21 protein-coding genes are annotated in these 19,542 nt (G+C 64.9%); 12 read left to right on the top strand and 9 right to left on the bottom strand.

The annotated features are described in order from the left end of the window. Position 1 precedes the first annotated feature (1 nt). From AC1DOP_RS21895 to AC1DOP_RS21885, 3 genes are read left to right on the top strand one after another with little or no spacing between them, the layout of a single operon-like run. Positions 2–1,003 (top strand): response regulator, encoded by a 1,002-nt coding sequence (locus tag AC1DOP_RS21895; RefSeq protein ID WP_477253338.1) that lies wholly within the window; start codon positions 2–4, stop codon positions 1,001–1,003. Positions 1,004–1,048: 45 nt separating this feature from the next. Continuing rightward, the gene (locus tag AC1DOP_RS21890; protein ID WP_477253336.1) at positions 1,049–1,885 is read left to right on the top strand and encodes a DUF1906 domain-containing protein; all 837 of its coding nucleotides are present in this window, start codon (positions 1,049–1,051) and stop codon (positions 1,883–1,885) included. Between the two features lie 35 nt (positions 1,886–1,920). Then, on the top strand, positions 1,921–2,793 hold the full coding sequence (locus tag AC1DOP_RS21885) for a DUF4232 domain-containing protein (protein ID WP_477253334.1): 873 nt from the start codon (positions 1,921–1,923) through the stop codon (positions 2,791–2,793). Positions 2,794–2,937: 144 nt separating this feature from the next. Here AC1DOP_RS21885 and AC1DOP_RS21880 read toward each other — a convergent pair whose 3' ends face one another. Beyond that, positions 2,938–3,816: a DMT family transporter gene (locus tag AC1DOP_RS21880; protein ID WP_477253332.1), complete on the bottom strand. Its 879-nt coding sequence runs from the start codon at positions 3,814–3,816 to the stop codon at positions 2,938–2,940. Between the two features lie 247 nt (positions 3,817–4,063). Between AC1DOP_RS21880 and zwf the strand changes: the two genes are divergently transcribed. The 4 genes from zwf (at position 4,064) to AC1DOP_RS21860 (ending at position 7,743) form a co-directional block, all read left to right on the top strand. Continuing rightward, positions 4,064–5,530, top strand: coding sequence for a glucose-6-phosphate dehydrogenase (zwf, locus tag AC1DOP_RS21875; protein ID WP_442123268.1), 1,467 nt, complete (start codon positions 4,064–4,066; stop codon positions 5,528–5,530). Between the two features lie 930 nt (positions 5,531–6,460). Continuing rightward, the gene (locus tag AC1DOP_RS21870; RefSeq protein WP_442123269.1) at positions 6,461–6,643 is read left to right on the top strand and encodes a hypothetical protein; all 183 of its coding nucleotides are present in this window, start codon (positions 6,461–6,463) and stop codon (positions 6,641–6,643) included. A gap of 405 nt (positions 6,644–7,048) precedes the next feature. Continuing rightward, positions 7,049–7,384, top strand: coding sequence for a hypothetical protein (locus AC1DOP_RS21865; protein WP_442123270.1), 336 nt, complete (start codon positions 7,049–7,051; stop codon positions 7,382–7,384). Between the two features lie 44 nt (positions 7,385–7,428). Continuing rightward, a complete protein-coding gene (locus AC1DOP_RS21860) occupies positions 7,429–7,743 on the top strand; it encodes a hypothetical protein (protein WP_442123271.1) in 315 nt (104 codons plus the stop codon). A 473-nt stretch (positions 7,744–8,216) separates the two neighbouring features. Here the strand turns inward: AC1DOP_RS21860 and AC1DOP_RS21855 are convergent, their stop codons facing one another. Beyond that, complete coding sequence (locus AC1DOP_RS21855; RefSeq protein ID WP_442123272.1) at positions 8,217–8,468, bottom strand: hypothetical protein; 252 nt, start codon at positions 8,466–8,468, stop codon at positions 8,217–8,219. 476 nt (positions 8,469–8,944) lie between these two features. Here AC1DOP_RS21855 and AC1DOP_RS21850 point away from each other — a divergent pair, with 476 nt between their 5' ends. Next, the gene (locus AC1DOP_RS21850) at positions 8,945–9,070 is read left to right on the top strand and encodes a hypothetical protein (protein ID WP_477253328.1); all 126 of its coding nucleotides are present in this window, start codon (positions 8,945–8,947) and stop codon (positions 9,068–9,070) included. 6 nt (positions 9,071–9,076) lie between these two features. On the opposite strand, the gene AC1DOP_RS21845 is transcribed toward AC1DOP_RS21850, so the two are convergent. The 3 genes from AC1DOP_RS21845 to AC1DOP_RS21835 all read right to left on the bottom strand — a co-directional run bounded on the left by AC1DOP_RS21845 (position 9,077) and on the right by AC1DOP_RS21835 (position 12,253). Then, entirely contained in the window at positions 9,077–9,532 is a 456-nt protein-coding gene (locus AC1DOP_RS21845) for a hypothetical protein (protein ID WP_477253326.1), read from the bottom strand. 110 nt (positions 9,533–9,642) lie between these two features. Then, positions 9,643–11,877 (bottom strand): NADP-dependent malic enzyme, encoded by a 2,235-nt coding sequence (locus AC1DOP_RS21840; RefSeq protein ID WP_477253324.1) that lies wholly within the window; start codon positions 11,875–11,877, stop codon positions 9,643–9,645. 76 nt (positions 11,878–11,953) lie between these two features. Beyond that, positions 11,954–12,253: an antibiotic biosynthesis monooxygenase family protein gene (locus AC1DOP_RS21835; RefSeq protein ID WP_442123276.1), complete on the bottom strand. Its 300-nt coding sequence runs from the start codon at positions 12,251–12,253 to the stop codon at positions 11,954–11,956. Between the two features lie 110 nt (positions 12,254–12,363). Between AC1DOP_RS21835 and AC1DOP_RS21830 the strand changes: the two genes are divergently transcribed. The 3 genes from AC1DOP_RS21830 (at position 12,364) to AC1DOP_RS21820 (ending at position 15,303) form a co-directional block, all read left to right on the top strand. After that, on the top strand, positions 12,364–12,984 hold the full coding sequence (locus AC1DOP_RS21830) for a flavin reductase family protein (protein WP_442123277.1): 621 nt from the start codon (positions 12,364–12,366) through the stop codon (positions 12,982–12,984). Positions 12,985–13,053: 69 nt separating this feature from the next. After that, positions 13,054–13,893: a universal stress protein gene (locus AC1DOP_RS21825; RefSeq protein ID WP_477253321.1), complete on the top strand. Its 840-nt coding sequence runs from the start codon at positions 13,054–13,056 to the stop codon at positions 13,891–13,893. 33 nt (positions 13,894–13,926) lie between these two features. After that, positions 13,927–15,303, top strand: coding sequence for a universal stress protein (locus AC1DOP_RS21820; RefSeq protein WP_477253319.1), 1,377 nt, complete (start codon positions 13,927–13,929; stop codon positions 15,301–15,303). Positions 15,304–15,386: 83 nt separating this feature from the next. Here AC1DOP_RS21820 and AC1DOP_RS21815 read toward each other — a convergent pair whose 3' ends face one another. From AC1DOP_RS21815 to AC1DOP_RS21805, 3 genes are all read right to left on the bottom strand, one after another. Then, entirely contained in the window at positions 15,387–15,929 is a 543-nt protein-coding gene (locus AC1DOP_RS21815; protein ID WP_477253317.1) for a hypothetical protein, read from the bottom strand. 158 nt (positions 15,930–16,087) lie between these two features. After that, entirely contained in the window at positions 16,088–17,830 is a 1,743-nt protein-coding gene (locus AC1DOP_RS21810) for a hypothetical protein (protein ID WP_477253315.1), read from the bottom strand. Positions 17,831–18,147: 317 nt separating this feature from the next. Then, positions 18,148–18,663: a hypothetical protein gene (locus AC1DOP_RS21805; RefSeq protein WP_442123282.1), complete on the bottom strand. Its 516-nt coding sequence runs from the start codon at positions 18,661–18,663 to the stop codon at positions 18,148–18,150. A 184-nt stretch (positions 18,664–18,847) separates the two neighbouring features. On the opposite strand from AC1DOP_RS21805, the gene AC1DOP_RS21800 reads away from it, so the two are divergent. After that, positions 18,848–19,132, top strand: coding sequence for a hypothetical protein (locus AC1DOP_RS21800; protein WP_442123283.1), 285 nt, complete (start codon positions 18,848–18,850; stop codon positions 19,130–19,132). Here AC1DOP_RS21800 and AC1DOP_RS21795 read toward each other — a convergent pair. Beyond that, entirely contained in the window at positions 19,102–19,491 is a 390-nt protein-coding gene (locus AC1DOP_RS21795; RefSeq protein ID WP_442123284.1) for a DUF2784 domain-containing protein, read from the bottom strand. The genes AC1DOP_RS21800 and AC1DOP_RS21795 overlap by 31 nt on opposite strands. Positions 19,492–19,542 lie beyond the last annotated feature (51 nt).

Below are 19,542 nucleotides of genomic sequence, written 5' to 3'. Positions count from 1 at the left end.
CATGAACCTGCCGATCTACCAGCATCCCACCATGACCGTCCTCGTGGATGACAGTCCCAGCTTCCTGCACAGCCTGCGCTTCCAGCTCGGCCCGAGCTTCCCCAGCATCGGCTTCAGCGACACCACCGCCGCCACCGCCTGGCTGCGCCAGCACGGCGCCGCGCCCGCCGCCCTGGCCGGACTGCTGTCGCCCAGCGTCGACACCTATACCTTCGCGCCCCAGCCCTACAACATCGCCCTGCACGTCGAGCAGGTATGCGGCATCCGCCGCCACGCCCAGCGCTTCCTGACGCCCTCGGTGCTGGTGGTCGACTACGCGATGCCGGGCATGGACGGGATCCAGTTCTGCGAGGCGGTGCGCGACCTGCCGTGCCGGAAGATCCTGCTGACCGGGGTCGCCGACGAGCGGGTCGCGATCGAAGCCTTCAACCGCGGCCTGATCGACCGCTACGTGCGCAAGAGCGACGCCCACGCCCTCGACCGCCTGGAGGAAGAACTCACCCATCTGCAGGAGGGCTTCTTCCTGGCCCAGTCGGAAGCGCTGCGCATGCTGCTCTCGCTGCACGATTTCAGCTTCGTCAACGATCCCGCCATCTGCGGCCTGGTGCGCGAGCTGGGCGCGCGCCACAAGATCGTCGAGCACTACCTGTTCAAGACCCCTCCCGGCTTCCTGATGTACGACCGCGATGCCCGCGCCTGGCTGCTGGCCGTCGAGACCGAGCAGAGCATGAACGCCCACTTCGAGATCGCCCTCGACGGCGGCGCCCCGGCCTCGTTGCTGGAAGCGCTCGGCCAGCGCCGCGTGGTGCCGAACTTCAGCGACGGCGACGGCATGTATTCGCCGGTACGGCACAAGGAATGGCACCGCTACACTGCGCCGGCCCAGAGCTGCCACGGCCGCGAGCTGTATTACTGGGCCATGTTCCCGCTCGACCCGGAATTCCTGGACGGGCCGGTGGAGTCCTTCTCGAACTTCCTGCGCCGCCATCCCGGCCATGCCTGAGCCGGGGCCGCCGCCCCGCCACACCACCACCAAGGAGAGCATTCGATGCCAACCCTGCCCCGCAAGGCGCCCGCCGCGCTGCTGCCGGCCCTGTTCGCCGCAGCCCTTTTCGCCGCGCCATCCGCCGAGGCCTATCCCGGCGGCGGCGCCGCATTCAACGGCAAGGGCTTCGACAGCTGCGCCGCCCCGTCCACCTCGCAGATGCAGGCCTGGTGGACCAATACGCCGTGGAGCTTCGTCGGCGTCTACATCGGCGGCGCGGTGCGGGCCTGTTCGCAGCCTAACCTCACCGCCACCTGGATGAACACCACCAACAGCCAGGGCTGGCGCCATTCGCTGATCTGGGTCGGCCCGCAGGCGCCCTGCACCACCTTCTCCAGCCGCATCAGCTACGACACCGCCACCGCCTACCAGCAGGGCAAGGACGAAGCCCTGAAGGCCTACAATGCCCTGATCGCCCTCGGCGTGACCAACAATGCGGCCGGCACGCCGGTCGTGTACGACATGGAAGGCTATTCCAACGACGCGTCCTGCAAGGCCGCGGTCAAGCAGTTCCTGCAGGGCTGGGTGGACCAGCTGGCGGTGGCGCCGGCCCAGGCCTCCGGCGTCTATGGCTCGGCCTGCAATACCTGGTTCAGCGACCTCGCCACCATGGCGCGTCCGCCGCAATTCATCTGGGCCGCGAACTGGGACGGCAATCCGTCGACCTCGACCCTGTCCTGCATCGCCGGCAGCTCATGGTCGAACCACCAGCGCCTCAAGCAGTACCAGGGCGACCACAACGAGACCTATGGCGGCGTGACCCTGAACATCGACAGCAACTGCGCCAACGGACCACTGGCCCCGACCGGCGGCCTGAATTCCGCCAGCGTATGCAACTGACCGTCCACTTATCGATGCCATCCGGGAGCGCCACCATGCCAAGCTGCTTTTCACTTCCGCCATCCGCCATCGCGCTGGCAGTTCTCGCCGCGGCGCCTGGCGCCCATGCCGCCCCCGCCGCCGCACGTCTCTGCGCCGCCGCCGACGTCCAGGTCAGCGCCGGCGCGGCCGGCGCCTGGCGCGGCCAGGCAACCCAGGAGATCCGGATCCTGAACACCGGCAGCGAAGCCTGCGCCCTGCCCGGCTTTCCCGGGCTGCAGCTGCAGCCCGCCAGCGAGGCGCCGCAAACGGTCGGTGCCAGCGAGCAGGCGCCGCAGCTGGCCAGCAGCCGCATCGAACTCGCTCCCGGCGAGGAAGCCGTCGTCCTGCTCGGCACGCCGGGCAGCTGCGAAGCCGCCAACAAGCCGGCACGCCGGGTCAGCCGCCGCCTGCAACTGGCCCTGGCCGGCGGCGGGATCAAGGCCCTGGACGGCGTCCACATCGACACCCTGTGCGGCCGCGCCACCGTGATGCGCTTCGATCGCGTCCAGGGCGAAGGCGCGGCGCGGGCGGCGGCGATGAAGGCTGCCGGTGCGCTTAGCCAGCTGACGGGCAGCCTGAGCGCGCCGGACGAGGCCAGCCGCGGCGGCACCCTGCGCTACACCGTGACCTTGAGCAATCCGACCGCGTCCCCGGTCTCGCTGGCGGCCTGCCCGGCCTACACGCAATCGCTGTACGCGGACGGCAAGGCCGTCGACAGCACCCAGCGCCTGGACTGCGGCGCGGCCGGCGGGCAGATTCCGGCGAATGCCAGCGTCAGCTTCGAGATGCAGGTCCAGGTGCCGGCCGCGCTGGCGGCGGGGGATGGCAAGCTGAGCTGGAAGCTGGACGGCGGGCCGGGCGTGGGCAAGATCATCGGTCTGCACTGAGTCCGGCGGGACCCGGCGATCGGCTGGATCCGCCGGATCCGCTATCCAGGCAAGCAGGCAGCCGCCCCGGCTGCCTGCTTGCTGTTTCTTCGTTTGTTTGGCGCACATTGTCGGTTAGTTGCAAATCCCCGAAAAAAAGAGCGGTCAAGCGCTCCCGCGCCCGGCACGGCTGCCCAGCACCAGTGCGATTCCACCCAGGATCGCCAGCGCCGACACGCCCAGCCGCAAGGTGAACGCCTCGCCCAGCAGCAGCGCGCCGCCCGCGGTGGCGATCAGCGGCACCGACAACTGCACCACCGCCGCCCTCAGCGCGCTCAGGCGTCGCAGCGCCGCATACCACACCACATAGCCCAGGCCCGAGGTGATGGCGCCCGAGGCGATCGCCAGCCACACGCCGCGCGCGTCCGCATGCAGGCGCGCGGCGAACAGCAGCGCCAGCAGCAAGCCCAGCGGCACCGCACGCAGAAAGCTGGCGAAAGTTGCGGCCAGCGGATCGGCGGCACCCTTCCCGCGCAGCGAATAGCCGCCCCAGGCCGCGCCCGCGCCCGCCATCAGCAGCGCGCCCAGCGGCGACGGCGCGGCGGCGCCCGGCAGCAGCAGGACCATCAGGCCGGCCATCGCCAGCACCAGGCCCAGCCAGCCGGCCGGCGCGAAGCGCTCGCCCCGCAGCAGGCCCACGCCAAGCATGGTCAGCTGCACCGTCCCGAACAGGATCAGGGCCCCGGTGCCGGCGGCCAGCGACACATAGGCGAAGGAAAACAGCGCAACGTAGGCGAACAGCAGCGCGGCCGAGCGCCAGTCCCCGCCCGCGCCCAGCGGCTGCCGCTTCGCCCGCATCACGCAGGCCAGCACCAGCGCCCCGGCCAGCAACCGCACCGCGCCGAAGCCGGCCGGATCGATGTGGTCCTGCTGCAGGGCGAAGCGGCACAGCAGGGAATTGGCGGCGAAGGCCAGCATCGCCACCGCGGTCAGGCCGGCGGTGGCCAAGCCAAGACCCGCGGCCTCAGGCGCGCGCCGGAACATGCTTAAGCAAGCAACAAATCACAGCAGTCTCCTCATCGATACGCTTGCGTCGCCTGGGTCATGGCGGCATGGGAGGATTCCCTAATTCGCCTCCAGATTGTAAGCTAGGTAAAATTCACGATATGGATCAGGCACGCTCCGCCGCCAGGCCAAAAGCCGGCCCGGGCGAGCGCGTCTTCCGCCCTTCTGCTACCGTATGGGGCTTGCCGGCCCAGCGCCTCCTTCAAAACATTTGACCGCACAAGACATGACCCTCTCGACAGAATCGGATACCGGCCTCCCCCTCGACATGACCATCTTCGGTGGCATGGGCGACCTGGCGATGCGCAAACTGCTGCCGGCCCTGTACATGGCCTACCTCCACGGTAACCTGCCGGCCTCGACCCGCATCATCTCGACCGGCCGCCAGGACTACGACCGCCACGCCTACCTGGCCCACGTGGCAGAGCATTCGCGCTCCTTCATCGCCGAAGCCAATTTCAACGAGAAGACCTGGGACGGCTTCCTGCAACTGCTCGAGTACGTCCGCCTGGACGTCCAGCAGGCCACGGACTTCAGCGCCCTGGCGAGCGCCTCGCGCGCCGGCGCCCAGCGCGTGTTCTACCTGTCGACCGCGCCCTCGCTGTTCACCACCATTTGCGAAAAGCTGGCCGCCGCCGGCCTGGTCGACGCCAACGCCCGCGTCGTGCTGGAAAAGCCGCTCGGCACCGACCTCGCTTCAGCGATCGAGATCAACGAAGCGGTCGGCAAGCACTTCGAGGAATCGCAGATCTACCGCATCGACCACTACCTCGGCAAGGAAACCGTGCAGAACCTGATGGTGCTGCGCTTCGGGAACTCGATCCTGGAACCGCTGTGGCGCGCGCCGAACATCTCGAGCGTGCAGATCACGGTGGCCGAGGAAGTCGGCGTCGGCAGCCGCGCCGGCTTCTACGACGGCGCCGGCGCGATGCGCGACATGGTCCAGAACCACCTGCTGCAACTGCTGTGCATCGTCGCCATGGAGCCGCCGACCTCGCTGAACGCGGACGCCGTGCGCGACGAGAAGCTGAAGGTGCTGCGCTCGCTGCGCCGCTTCAGCCTGGCCGACATCGCGCGCGACACCGTGCGCGGCCAGTACACCCGCGGCGTCAGCGGCAACCAGGAAGTGCCGGGCTACCACGAGGAGAAGAACGTCCCCGCGGACAGCAAGACCGAAACCTTCGTGGCCCTGCGCACCTTCATCGACACCTGGCGCTGGTCCAAGGTGCCGTTCTACCTGCGCACCGGCAAGCGCATGCAGCGCCGCTCCTCGAAGATCGTGGTCGAGTTCACCAACCCGCCGTTCCCGCTGTTCCCGGATGCCCCGGGCGGCGTCGCCAACCGCCTGGTGATCGAGCTGCAGCCCGAGGAAGCGATCAAGCTGCAGCTGATGGCGAAAGAACCCGGCAGCGGCATGCACATGCAGCAGGTGGCGCTGAACCTCGACCTGCAATCGGCCTTCCAGCAGCGCCGCGCCGAAGCCTACGAGCGCCTGCTGATCGACGTCGTGCGCGGCCGCCTGACCCACTTCATGCGCCGCGACGAACTGGAGGCGGCCTGGGCATGGGCCGACCCGATCATCGAAGGCTGGGGCACGCTGGGCGAGAAGCCGCACGCCTATGCGGCCGGGTCCTGGGGTCCGGCGGAATCCTTCGCGCTGCTGGCGCGCGACGGTTACAGCTGGGTCGAGTAAGCCCGGACCAGGAGAGTTTGCTTATGCCGCATGCATAATCGCTTGGACCACTTGCAAGCTCAACTTTGCCGGCCGCTAAGCGCATCTGGCATCTGCCACCGACTTTCCTGGACGACCACCGCAATGAAAAGAGCCACCGCGGCGAACGAGGTCATGTCGACTGAGCCGCGAAAATTTTTCTGACGCGGTTGATGAAAAATGGCTCGTGCAGAGCCATTTTTTTGCTGGGCAAGCAACGCTTGCCGTACATTTAGCAAGCGTTAGTATCGTGCCGCCAGATACTCTTCCTCTCTGTCCAGAAATTGCGGGCCGCAACCATTAGCGGATTCCAGAGGGGATATTTGAATAACAGGGAAGCCCAAGTCGATTCAGTTCAGCTTGTATCCCAATCCGGTGTCCTTATTGAATGCCAAACCGACAGTTTGGCTCGAAGCGGATGTAGTGGCCGAGCGCCGAGGCCGTACTTTAGCGACAAAGATCAAGCGGTGACGTGCATCGTCGCTCGGCAAGGTCTGGGAGTCTGCTCTGGATCGGATGCTGCCGGTCGCGGTAGGCTGCTATCGGGCCAGAACCGGCCTGTCGAATATTCGAACCGAAGGTCCGCTTCAGATTTGTAGCGAACTGTGGGTTTCGTGGACAAACGACAAAAGGCAGCCTTGTGGCCGCCTTTCAGACCTTGAATCTTTCGCAACCAGCGATCAGGTAACGCCGCCGGAGGTGTTGTGTGGTGGCGAACTTAGGCCTGCATTGTGTTCGTCACGACCGAACACATTCAGGGGAAATTCAATACTTTTCAATGGCTTGTAACGCATTACCGCTCTGCGCTTCACACCTGGCATGGTCATTGCATTGATGGAGGCGTGGACCGAACGATTCACAAACCGCCGACAAGGCAAACCTAACCCATATTTAACCTGATGGAGAATTGCAATGACTACCATTACGATCAAAGACCTGGCCGTCGTTGAAGAACTGGACCAGAAAGCAATGGCCGCTGTTGTTGGCGGCAACAAGATAGTGGACAAAGTAGTCGACGTGGCTACGGTTGCATGGGGCCTCATTACTGGCCAGTGCGAAGTTTCCTCCACAGGCAAGTCGATTGTTTGCTATTGATGAATCGGACTGCCAAGCGATGGCCGTCGCGTACAGTGAAGGTCATCGCCTTAGTAACCTGCAACGATGTCGCCATTCGGTCAGATCGAGACCGCGAAACAATCAGACCGCGTTAGCTGGATTATGGGCATCATCGCAGCTGCCACCGCTACCGGGTAAGGACTTTATTGCAGACGTTCGACAAGTCAGCATGACAGTCAGCAAACCGGTTGGAAGCAGACGTAGCAGAAAGTCCACTATCCGGCAGAATCTGCACGCTACGGGGCATTGGCTGCCAGTTACCTTACAACCAGCCAAATCGTAAATCACAGTCGAAAAAGACCGATAGGTCAACCGGGCGGCCTGAGCCGGCGTTATGGCGGAGAGCGATCTGCTCGCACTAGCGGACCAACCGGAGAGATACCCATGAAATCGACACTGAAAATTGCAAGCGTCTTGTTATTTATGGCTTCCAGCGCAGCGTTCGCCTCTGGCCAGACTACTGCCCCGGCAACGACGCCGGTGCCCGCAACTCATTCGACGATGACTGCTCCGCCGGCAACTACGCCCGCCGCTACTGCCGCGGCGCCGATGGCTGAAAGCAAAGCCGACATCAAAGCTGAGAAAAAGCAGATCCGTGCTGATAAGAAGGCTGCGTTAGCGGCTTGCAAATCGATGAAGGGCGCGGAAAAGTCGGCATGTAAAAAAGAAGCCGCGGCAAAGGAGACGGCTGCAATGGCGGAGTTAAAGGCCAGAAAGTAAGTACCCTTGTTTGATGCTGCTTTATTACTTTTATGGAGCATGTGATGAGTAAATCTGCCTTCGCTGTTGCTGGGATTTTATTTTTTGCAAACATGGCATTTGCGCAAACCTCAGCTTCGTCAACAACAAATACGGCAGCGGCACCTAGTGCTGCCAGTTGCGAAGCAAAAGCGGTTAGCAAGAACGGCAAGCCGCTCGCAGGAGCGGCTAAAAACGCCTTTATGAAGAAGTGCGAAGCGTCAGCCGCAAGTGGTGATAAGGCAGTCGCGTGCGCCGCGAAAGCAGTCGACAAGAACGGTAAGCCGCTAGCTGGGGCTTCCAAGTCTTCCTTTATGAAGAAGTGTGAAGCCACCAACTAGCCAACGCAGTCAGGACGGTAATAACCATCCCGGAAATTCTGCTTTTCGGGATGGTTTGATGCACACGTTCGCGCACGAATCGAACATAAATGGCAGACCCGTTAAGACTCTGGCGCCAAGTATTCACTTTTAGTCGAGTACGACAGGTCGCTCTCGGTCGATGGCGGACGGCGGGCCCTCTACACTTTCCGAGCCCATTCAGAGAGCTATCCTACGCATTTAGCAGTTTAAGATCGCCTAACAATCCTCTTCCTGCCCTGATAACAAACTCGGACACGTACGGCTTTGAGGAGGAAATACACCAGGCCGGACGGCCCCAGCATCCGGGCGTTTATGCGTTGGGCACTCAGTGGGACGCCTCGCTCGCAGGCCCTGTTCGGGATCGCTGCCAGCAGGGAGAGGGGCCGCACGATGACAACGAAGATCGTGAATGTCGATCTGCCGCGCGGCCTTGTCTTGCTGCGGATTCGGCGCTATTGCGCTGCCGTGAGCTTGAGTCCGGGCCGCAGTGCCTGAGAAGCTTCCTGTTGGCGTTTGCGCTGGTCAGATACCTGCTCGATTCCCTTCTTGGTTACTTCTTCCAGGAAAGCGATACGAGCCCGGTAGTAATCTGCACGTAACTGCATTTCCATCAAATGTTGCTCGGATTGATACAACTCCATGCGCAGGTCGTTGAGCGCCCGTTTTGCGTGTTTCTCAGGCGTAGGAGCGTTATGAGAAATCAAGTTTGCAAGCCACCGTAGCATAATGAACCCCTCCTGTCGTCAGGTGCTCTGCCGCTGGTATCAAAACGGAAATCACGACACTGTCACACAAGGACACAATCCGATTTCCAGCTAGACACAGTCTATCAAACATCTGTGCAACACCTCTGCACGCTTCGCAATGTGTTGTTAAAAATACACTTGAATTCTGTCCGTCCTCGATTTGTCGTGGGAACCCGGCTTTAAGGAGGGGTGATGCGATTGCTGCGAAACTGCCGCTTTGGGGCCGTAAGCGGTCCATCCAAGCTCAGCGTCGGTCGTCGCTAAAATTTCATTATCTACGTCACGCCTACAGACATATTTCATTTTCTTCGTCACATCGCGTACGTAGGTGTGGCGAAGAACGTGAAAAAACGCTGTGTAATCAATACCCGCTTTTTCACTTACGGTGTCAACCGACATGGAGGGAATAGTGCCGGGGTACTATTCCCGCTTTCATGTCGAACAGCGCCGAAGCCTCCCGCCACAAGACCGCCAACGGCCCGGCGCCGCGCCCCGAGATCCTGCCGGTGCGCGACGTCACCATCGGCGGGAAGAAGGTCTACACCGTGCTCTCGGCCTGAGCGCGATCATTCGTACCGGGGCGGCATCGGGTTCGCCAGGAAGAACTGGACCAGGTCGCCGCTGCCGCTGAAGACCGTCCGTACCGGTTTTCCCTCGATGACCTGCCATTCGGCGGCATAGCTGCCGCCGGCGTCGCCGAACACGGCGCGGAAGCCGCAGTTGCGGTCGTCGTAGCAGAAGCCGCTGAAGTTCGTCCTGGCCGGTCCGAACAGCGGGTCGACCATGTCGCTCACGTCCAGGGCATAGGAACGGCGGCCGGTGGCGACCGTGATCGACGAGACGTAGCGTGTGGCCCGGCCTTTTCCGCCCAGGAGCCGGGCCGATCCGGCGTTACAGACGGACGTACGGCCGCAGGCCGCATCCTCGATGTGAACCCGCGTGCCGTCCACCAGGGTCAGGTCGATCGGGCTTGCCGCCGCGCCGGCGGCAAGCGAAGCGAGGAACAGTGCTGCAATCTTCATGTGGATGAGCCTCCAGGTCGATGGTCGCCATCGACTCTAGCATTCGGCTCACCCACGAAAAGTCACCGAATCCCACACCGGAAGCGGTGCACGACCGGTGCGGCGCGTCATTACCTGACGTTTGCCACGGCCAGCGCCGTCATGTTGACGATACGGCGCACGGTGGCGCTGGGGCTGAGGATGTGCACGGATTTCGCCGCGCCCAGCAGGATCGGTCCCACCGTCACGCCCTTGCCCGACGAGACCTTCAGCACGTTGAACAGGATGTTGGCGGCGTCCAGCGAGGGCGCCACCAGCAGGTTGGCGCTGCCCTCGAAGCTGGCCTGGCCCGGCGGCAGGTAGATGGCGCGGATGTCTTCGTCCAGCGCGGCGTCGCCGTGCACTTCGCCGATCACGTTCAGCTGCGGCGCATCCTTCGCCAGGATCTCGCGCGCCTCGCGCATGCGCTGCGCCGACGGGCGGTTCGAGGAGCCGAAGATCGAATGCGAAAGCAGCGCCACCTTCGGCTCGAGGCCGAACTGCTGCAGCTCGCTCGCCGCCAGGCGCGCGATCTCCGCCAGCTCGCTTGCCGAAGGCTGGTCGTTGACATAGGTGTCGGCGATGAACAGGGTCAGCTTGTCCAGCACCAGCGCATTCATCGCCGCCATCACCGAGGCGCCCGGGGCCAGGCCGATGTCGCGCCGCACGTGCTCCAGGTGGCTGTCGTAGCTGCCCTGCATGCCGCAGATCAGGGCGTCGACTTCGCCGGCGGCCAGCATGGCGGTGCCGCGCGCGGTGGCATCTTCGGCACACTCGACCAGCACGTAGTCGCGGTCGCGCTGCATGCGCAGGCCGGCGGCGCGGATGCCCTCTTCGACCTCGCTGGCGCGGCCGATCAGCACCGGCTTCGCCAGGTTCTCGTCGATCACGGTCTGGGCGGCGCGCAGCACGCGCGGATTGGCGCCGTCCGCATACGCGACCTTGCGCGGATCGGGCCTGCTCAGCGCGCGCGCCTTGGCGAACACCGGCCGCATGAAGAAGCTGGTGTGGTAGATCATCGCGGCCAGCCGCTCGCGGTAGGCGTCCATGTCCTCGATCGGACGGGTGGCCACCCCGGAGCGCTCGGCCGCGGCGGCCACCGCCGGCGCGATCGCCGCGATCAGGCGCGGATCGAAGGGCTTCGGGATGATGTAGTCGGGACCGAAGCGCAAATCCTGGCCGGCATAGGCGGCCGCCACGGCGTCGTTCGGCTCGGCCTCGGCCAGCTCGGCGATGGCGCTCACGCAGGCCAGCTTCATCTCTTCGGTGATGCGGGTCGCGCCGCAGTCGAGGGCGCCGCGGAAGATGTAGGGGAAGCACAGCACGTTGTTGACCTGGTTCGCATAGTCCGAACGGCCGGTGGCGACGATGCAGTCCGGACGCGCGGCCTTCGCCACTTCCGGACGGATCTCCGGCTCCGGATTCGCCAGCGCCAGGATCACGGGGCGGTCGGCCATGGTCTTGACCATCTCGCCGGTCAGCACGCCGGCGGTCGAGCAGCCGAGGAAGACGTCGGCGCCCCTGACGATGTCGGCCAGGGTACGGGCATCGGTATCCTGGGCGTAGCGCGCCTTGTTCGCTTCCATGTGGGAGTCTCGGCCGCGCCAGATCACGCCCTTCGAGTCGGTCACCCAGATATTCTCTCGCTTCACGCCCATGCTCACCATCATGTCGAGGCAGGCAATGGCGGCGGCGCCGGCGCCCGAGGCGGCCAGCTTGACCGTGGCGATGTCCTTGCCGACCACCTTCAGGGCGTTGAGCAGGGCCGCGCTGGAGATGATGGCGGTGCCGTGCTGGTCGTCGTGGAAGACGGGGATGTTCATGCGCTCGCTCAGCTTCTTCTCGATGTAGAAGCACTCCGGCGCCTTGATGTCTTCGAGGTTGATGCCGCCCACGGTCGGCTCCAGCATCGCGATCGCCTCGATCAGCTTGTCCGGATCGTTCTCGGCCAGTTCGAGGTCGAACACGTCGACACCGGCGAATTTCTTGAAGAGGCAGCCCTTCCCTTCCATCACCGGCTTGGAGGCCAGCGGGCCGATATTGCCCAGGCCGAGGACGGCGGTGCCGTTCGAGATCACGGCGACCAGGTTGCCGCGCGAGGTGTACTCGGCGGCCATGGCCGGGTCGGCGGCGATCTCCTCGCAGGCATAGGCCACGCCCGGCGAATAGGCCAGCGACAGGTCGCGCTGGTTCGACAGGGGCTTGGTGGCCACGACCTCGATCTTGCCGCGTACCGGCGAGCGGTGGTAATCGAGGGCGTCGGCGCGCAGTTGCGCGTCCTTGCCGGGTTCCTGGAGTCCGCTGTCGAGGCTGCTTTCGGTGCTCATGGTGTCATCCTTGTATAGTCGATCAATGTATGGTGGCAGAAATGCGGTTCACGCTGCGCACGGCGCAGGCCGCCGCTCAGAACGCCTCGAGGACGCCGCTCAGGTGCGTCACGTTCGGCGCGCCGTCGAAGCAGTCGCCGACCAGGCGGCGCCATTCCTTGAAGTCTTCGCTGCCGCGGAAATGCACGGTATGGTCTTCCAGCGTGTTCCACTGCACCAGCAGGCGGTAGGCGCGCGGGTTCTCGATGCCGCGCTGCAGGCGCATGCCGGTGCAGCCCTGCGCACGCCGGAACAGCGGCGCGGCCGCGCGCACGCCTGCCTCGAAGCTTTCTTCCATGCCTTCCTTGACCAGGATTTCCGCACTTTCCAGAACCATCTCGCTTCCTTTCGCTTGTATTTTTGCAATGTGGATCAGGGGATTATGCCAGTCCCGGCGGCAAGGCGTGCGCGGATGGGTTATCGTTCGGCTTTCAGCATGGAGTTTGCATGAGCCAGGCAATGCATTTCTACGAACCGCGCGCCGGCCACGGCCTGCCGCATGATCCCTTCAACGCCATCGTCGGCCCGCGTCCGATCGGCTGGATATCCTCGCGCAGCGGGGCCGGCGTCCTCAACCTGGCGCCCTACAGCTTCTTCAACGCCTTCAACTACGTCCCGCCGATCGTCGGCTTCGCCAGCATCGGCTACAAGGACACGCTCCGCAATATCGAAGAGACGGGCGAGTTCTGCTGGAACCTGGCAACCCGGCCGCTGTCGGAACAGATGAACCTGAGCTGCGCCGCCGTCCCGCCGGAGTCCGACGAGTTCGCGCTGACCGGCCTCACGCCGGCGCCCTCGCGCGTGGTGGCGCCGCCGCGCGTGGCCGAGAGCCCGGTGTCGATGGAATGCCGGCTCAGCCAGCTGATCCAGCTGCAGGGCGCCGACGGCGGCAAGGTGCCGACCTGGCTGGTGCTGGGCGAGGTGGTCGGCGTGCACATCGACCGCGCGCTGCTGAAGGACGGGATCTACGATACCGCGGCCGCCCAGCCCATCCTGCGCGGCGGCGGCCCGGCCGACTATTTCACGGTCGGCCCGGAACAGCTGTTCAAGATGTTCCGCCCTGCCTGACACCGCAGGGCTTTGACAGCGGCGGCGGCAAGGAATACAGTGACCCGTACCGCATTGGAGGGTTCGGCCATGTATAAAACCATCGTCGTCCACATCGATGGCGGCACCGGCCAGGAAAGCCGGCTGCGCGCCGCCGCCCTGCTCGCCGTCAAGTACGGCGCTCACCTGGTCGGCAGCGGCGCCACCGGTATCTCCTGGATGGATTACAGCCTGCTGACCGGGTCGATGGCGGCGCCGGTGGTCGGCGACGACTTCCAGGCGCTGCGCGATACCGCCGCCCGCCACCTCGAGGAATTCAGGCAGCTTGCCGCCCGCCTCGGGGTGGAATCGCTCGACGCCCGCCTCATCGAAGACGATCCGCGCTACGCCCTGCTGCTGCAGTCGCGCTATGCCGACCTGGTGGTGCTGAGCCAGGACAGCGATTCCGAACCCGGCGGGCCGGCGCGAGTGCGCGGCCTGCCCGCCCACGTGGCCCTGCGCGGCGTGCGGCCGGTGCTGGTGGTGCCGCGCAATTACCAGGGCGAGCCGATACCCGGCACCGTGGTCGCCGCCTGGGACGGCGGCATGCAGGCGCTGCGCGCGATCACTTCCGCCCTCCCGCTGCTGGCCCACGCCGCGATCGTCAGGCTGGTGGTGATCAATCCCGACACGCTCTCCGATTTCCATGGCGAACAGCCGGGTGCCGACATGGCGCTCTGGCTCGCCCGCCACGGCGCCAAGGTCGAGGTCGTGGTCGAACACACCCGCGCCACCACCGGCGACACCCTGTGCGCGCTGGCGGGCGCCAGCGGCGCCGGGCTGATGGTGGCCGGCGCCTTCGGCCACAGCCGCTACCGCGAGTGGATGCTGGGCGGGACCACCCGCGAACTGCTCGAACGCGCCCGGATTCCGCTGCTGATCGCGCATTGAGCTTTGAAACGGGCCGCCAAGGCCGCCTCAGCGATGACCCCGCACCGCCCACCCGTCTCGCCGCCGATCTATTCGGCGGCTTTGCGCCACGCGCGCCGCCATCTGTGCGCGCGGCTGGCCCACGCGGCCAGCGAGCCCGACGAGGGCTTTGCGCAGGACTACGTCGAGCTGGTGGCGGAGGTCGAGTCGCATTTGCGGCACGAAGAGACCGTGATGGAAGCCTGCAGGGTCAAGCGGCTCGAGGAGCGGGTGCACGAACAGCGCCAGGAAAATGCGGCCGTCCTCGCCGCCATGCACCACGTCCTGCCCCAGGTCGAGGAAGGCGAGCTCGGCATCGCCCGCCAGCTGGTGGCGGCCCTCACGGACATCCTGTCCCTGCACCGCATCAGCGCCGACCTTGCCCTGCCACAGCGCGCGCCGGCGCCGCCAGGCCCGCCGCGCATGCGCGGACGCGCCGCGCGCGGACCGCATCCGCTTCCCCGGCCGGCGCCACCTCGGGTGCGGCCGCATGACGAGGCCGCGCCTCTCCGCTTTTCCTTCCCTCTGGAGGTGCCGATGTCGCTGCAATCCATCCTGGTCCACGCCGACCTCTCGCGCCACGCCCCGGCGCGCATCCACGCCGCCGCCCTGCTCGCCCGCGAACACGGCGCCCACCTGACCGGTGCCGCCATGCTGGGCGTGTCGCGCGCCGTCTTCCCGAACGGTTACCAGATGCGCCCCGGCACCCTGGCCGCCCAATGCTTCGATCCGCTGGCGGACAAGGCGCGCCAGGCGCTGCGGCGCTTCGAGGCCATCGCCAGCGAACAGGGCGTGCCACACGATGCCCGCCTGATCATGGACGAAGCCGACGACGGCCTGGCCATGCTGTCGCGCTTCGCCGACCTGCTGGTGGTGAGCCAGGACGATCCGGCCGAATCGCTGTCCGACCACGTCCTGCGCCTGCCGGATTACGTGATCATGAACAGCGCCCGCCCGGTGCTGGTGATCCCGCACGGGGACGGGCTGCCTTCCGCCGGCTTCGCCCACCGCGTGCTGCTGGCCTGGGACGGCAGCCGCGAAGCCGCCGCCGCGATGGCCGCCTCGGTGCCCCTGCTGCGGCGCGCCGAAGCGGTGACGGTTGCGATGCTGTCCGGACCCGCGCTGGCCCCGGCCGAATGCCAGGCCCAGCGCGACGACCTGCTCGGCTTCCTGGGGCGGCACCGGGTGCGGGCCGAGGTGCTGGTGCGCGACGCTTCGGCCAGCCGCGCCGGCGACATCGGCCGTGCCTTGCTGTCCATGGGCGATGAGCTGGGTGTTGGGCTGCTGGTGATGGGCTGTTATGGACACAGCCGCATGCGCGAGCTTTGCCTGGGTGGGGCTAGCCGGACCGTGCTGGCCGAGGCGCGGATTCCGGCGTTGTTGGTTCACTGAGTGCAGGTGTGTCTGGGAACGCCGGACGTTCGTGCTGACGGATCAAGCCCAGCTTCAGCAGTAAGTTACCGTGAAATTAGCGCCTATCCGCAAGCGTCAGCGTTTTGAAAGTGATCGGATCGAGTCCAGCCAAGCTTTCCTGTCTTGTTCCGTACCTGTTTCCACCATGTCAGCGTCATGCCATTTCCCTCGACGCCCGGCATCGCGGCGAGCTCGATGCCGCTGCGGTAGACCTTGCCCTGATACCAGTACAGGTAGAACCCTTCGCCTAATGGCGCCAACATGTAGATAACGTCTCCGGGCTTGAAGGATAGCAGGGGACGTTCGCTGCCTTTCGTGAAACCGTCGTTTACTGCATGGTCGATATGGATTGGCGCAGGATTCTTGGTGACGACGACGCCTGTCAAGGCATCGACACGTTCGCCGGCATGCAAACGGTACAGGATCCGGGATTGCTCGCTACGCTTTTCATGAACGGGAATGTCGGCGTCCGCTGTCCACTCCCGATAAGTACAGCATTCGAAAGGACAAACTCCCCAGCTCTCATACGGGTTTGGCGGGAGCTCCTGCGCCGCGACCAGTTTGGCTGCCGACGTCACGCATACTGCAAAGATTAGTTTTTTCATTCCAAGCTTTCAAGTCCATGCAAATCGCTGCGGAAGTGTTTGGGTTTCCCATGTCCGCTCCTGCCGCAAGATAGGTGCTGACAGTCAGTCCCGGCCATGCGTTCGCCCACCTTGACTACCGGTTCGCGCCGCCTGCGCACGAGGACTGAGGCCGGAACTCATCGCGCCGTCGAGCGTAAACCGCTGTCGGCCTGCTTCCAGTTGCGTTCCAGCTCGCGCTCGGTGGCCTGTGCTTCGCTCTGCTTGCCCTGCGCCGCCAGCGCTTGGCGCAAGCCTTGCAAGGCCCAGCCATTGCCCGGATGTTCCGCCAGGTGGGCGCGGAAGCTCTGTTCGGCCGCCGCGTAGCGGCGTACATGCAATTGCATGGCGGCCAGGCGCAAACCCGGACCGCCGGCCAGCGTCGGCGGCTCGGTGGCTTCCGCGTCATACGAGGCCGTCACGGCCGACTGCTGCTGAGCCAGGGCCTCGTCGGCATGCTGGTCGGACCAGGCAATTTCGGCGCGCAATTGCGCCTGTGCAGTGCGTGCCAGACTGCGGATCAGTTTGTCCACATTACCATCGCTGGGGTGTTCCTTGACAAGCGTATCGGCCGCCGGGTCCAGCCGCGCTTGCGCCGCCTGTGCCGCGCTGCGCTGGCCCGCGTGCGCCAAGGCGATGCCACTCGCCATTTGCCCCATCACCGCCGCGACGCCCTTTTCGCCGGATGGCAGCGGCTCCTCGCGCAATGCGTCCCAGCGCTGCAGGCGGAGCAGGGTCAGCATCGGCAAGCTGCGCAGGTATTCGTGATACGTGTTGTTGCCCTTGCCGCGCAGGGCGAGTGTGCGCGCCGTCGACAGCGCCAGGTCACCGCGCCCCTCCATCAACGCGGCATACCATTGGAAGTGCAGATTGTGGCCGCGCCAGTCCTTGCTGTCCGAGAAATTCTGGCGTTTCAATTCCAGTTCCATGGCCGCATCGGCGGCGACCGCCGCCTGATTAACGCGGGTGGCGTCGGCATAGCGGCCCAGCTGGGCGTAAGTGTGGGACGGCATGTGCAGCAAATGCGGCGACTTGGGAGCCAGCGCGCCAAGTCGGTCGGCCGACGCTTCAGCGCGCCGGGCCACCGGCACCGCGTCGACCGTGTGGATCATGTAGTGGTTCAGCCCGATGTGTTCGGGATGCAGCACCAGGCCTTGTTCGAGCATGTCGGCCAGTTCGCCAACGCGCCCGGCCGGCCGGCCGGTGCGCCGGTCCCACCAGTCGGCGCGCGTGGCCACCAGCTCGGCTTCGGCGTAGATGGACAGGATATCCGGGTCGCCGGGAAAGCGCGCAACCAGCTCACGCATGCGCTCGGCATACACGATGTCGAGTGGATCGGCCCGTTTTGCCCCAGCCGCGCCGCAGATTTCCGCCTGGATCGCGACGGTGGCGAAGGCGCCGCGGTCCGTGCCCGAGTTCATCCCATACCGCACGGCGAGCGCATCGATCAGCGCCCGGTCGTGTTCCGAACTGCCCGCGCTGTGTTTGAGCGCGTAGTCCACATAACGCAGCGCCTCGCGCAGATCGTGGCGCTCGGTATCGTTAATGTTCGGTCCCATCTGATAAGCCACACCCCAGGCGCACAGCGCACAATCGGGATCTTGCGCCAGCGCGGCCTTGAAGGAGCGGATGGCTTCGACCTCGTTGAAGCCGTAGACCTGGGCCATGCCCTGCGCGAACAGGCGGCGCGCGGCTTCGTTAGCCTGGGAGGGTTCCATGCCGTCCACTCCGAAACCGTCGATCACCGGCGCAGTGGCCATGCTGTCAGGCCGCCACTGCAGCGTCGAACAGGCCGCGATCACGGACAGCGCGAGAACCGCGGTGGACAAGCGCCGCACGACGGCGCTTGTGCGGACGGAGCGACGGGCGAGGGGTAAGCGCATGAAGACTTCTTCCGAAACGGCGGGATTGCCAAAATGCCATGCTACACCTATCCACAGCTAGTCAGCTCGTGATTTTTTCGCGGCGCCAGAGAGTTGGCTTGAGGGCAAGCTCAGTGCGCTTCTGGGCGGGTGCAGACCTACCCGAACAGTCCACTACCGCCCTATTGTGTTGAAAAACTCGACTCTAGTGTCGGTCAGAAACGAAAGATCGGTAACTCGACTGTTCAAAACGGCCGCCAAGACACGAGCGCAGGTCATTTGGCCTGTCGACGTCACTGAAAATTCGACATAAAAGTTGCCGTCCGACTTTTGAACGATCAGGCACCCGAACCGGGCAAGCGCCAAACATTGGGAAATGCCTCGCTTTGCAGCCAATGATTGAACCGTACTATCTGCCGCGTCGCATGGCGATCACCGAGCCGTGCGGCAAGCAGCCGCTTGATCCCATCTTCCGTGAAGCCGCGAAATCTTTTTCCGGGAACGAGGCCGTACTCTCCGCCGAGTTGCCGTCGTTCGCCCTCGGTGATTGCCTGGAGCAGGATACCAGCCACGTCGGACTCGGCTACCCAAACGGTGCCGTTAACGACGAAGAACCGAATTCGCTGCTCATCGAAGCTGTAGTACCTTCCCTGCATGGCGCCGAGCGCCGAGCTTTCGGAAAAGTCGATGAATCTTGATAACAAATCCATGAAAATCGGTGCGCAAAGCCGCGCCATCAATGGAGCGCAAACCAATACAAGGATCACTGCGTAGGCAATACCTGACTGCTTCAGGTACTGGAACGCAAGCACGAGAGCAGCTGCAAGAATGATGGTAATCAGGTAACGCCGCATACTTGAAATGTCATGCAAATCATCAGTGTATGCCGACGTTGCCGTGGGAGCAACCACCGTCATTTCAAGAACAACGCGGCCCGGCGCGCCGGCGTGAGGCGCCCTCTTCGTTTTCTTATTGAGTTCAGGCCTGGGCGACCCATATAGGGAGCACGAAACGCCCCAAGCCTTGGAGGAGAACGCCTTGAAACGCATCTTTGCACTGTGGCGCATGGTCGCCAGCCAGGACCTGCGCCTGCTTTGGTTCGCTATCCGGCATGAGCGTCGCCCGGCGTGGTTGCTGCCCGGGCTGGCTGTCCTGGCGCTGTTCGCTGTCGAGCCGGCCAATTTCGCGCTGCCGGTACTCGGCGCCGTCGACGAGTTGGTGCTCGTGCCGCTCATCCTGCACGGCATGGTGAAAATGCTGCCCACGCAGGTCCTCGACGGTTTTGCGCGGGCTTACGCCGGCCGCCTGCGTCGCCGGGCTTGAACGGGACGGCGGCGCCAGATCCACACGTACAGAACAGCATTGATGGCCAGCACGCCCATCCCTAGCCCGATCTGCATCTCGCGCGTCAAGCCCGCCGGATAGATCAGCGGGACCAGGTAATGGTCGATGAAACCGCCGTGGTAGCCGGCCTCCCCGGCCAGCCGGCGGAAATACAGCTCGGCCCAGGTCAGCGGGCAGACGGCGCCCGTGGCCTCGATCAGCACGCCCCAGCCGGCCGCCGCCAGGTGCACGGGCAGCCAGCGGCGCCGGCGCGCAACCAGCAACGCGCCGAATACGACGAAGAGGATAAAGCCGAGGTGCAACAGCAGAACCCCATCGGCGAGCAGGCGGTAAGGCATGAGCGCATGCTAGCGCAAGCCGGGCCGGGCCCGCAATTTGTTGACAGGAAC

Source organism: Massilia sp. 01N410, from assembly GCF_056399665.1.
This window is presented reverse-complemented; position numbering and strand designations above follow the sequence as displayed.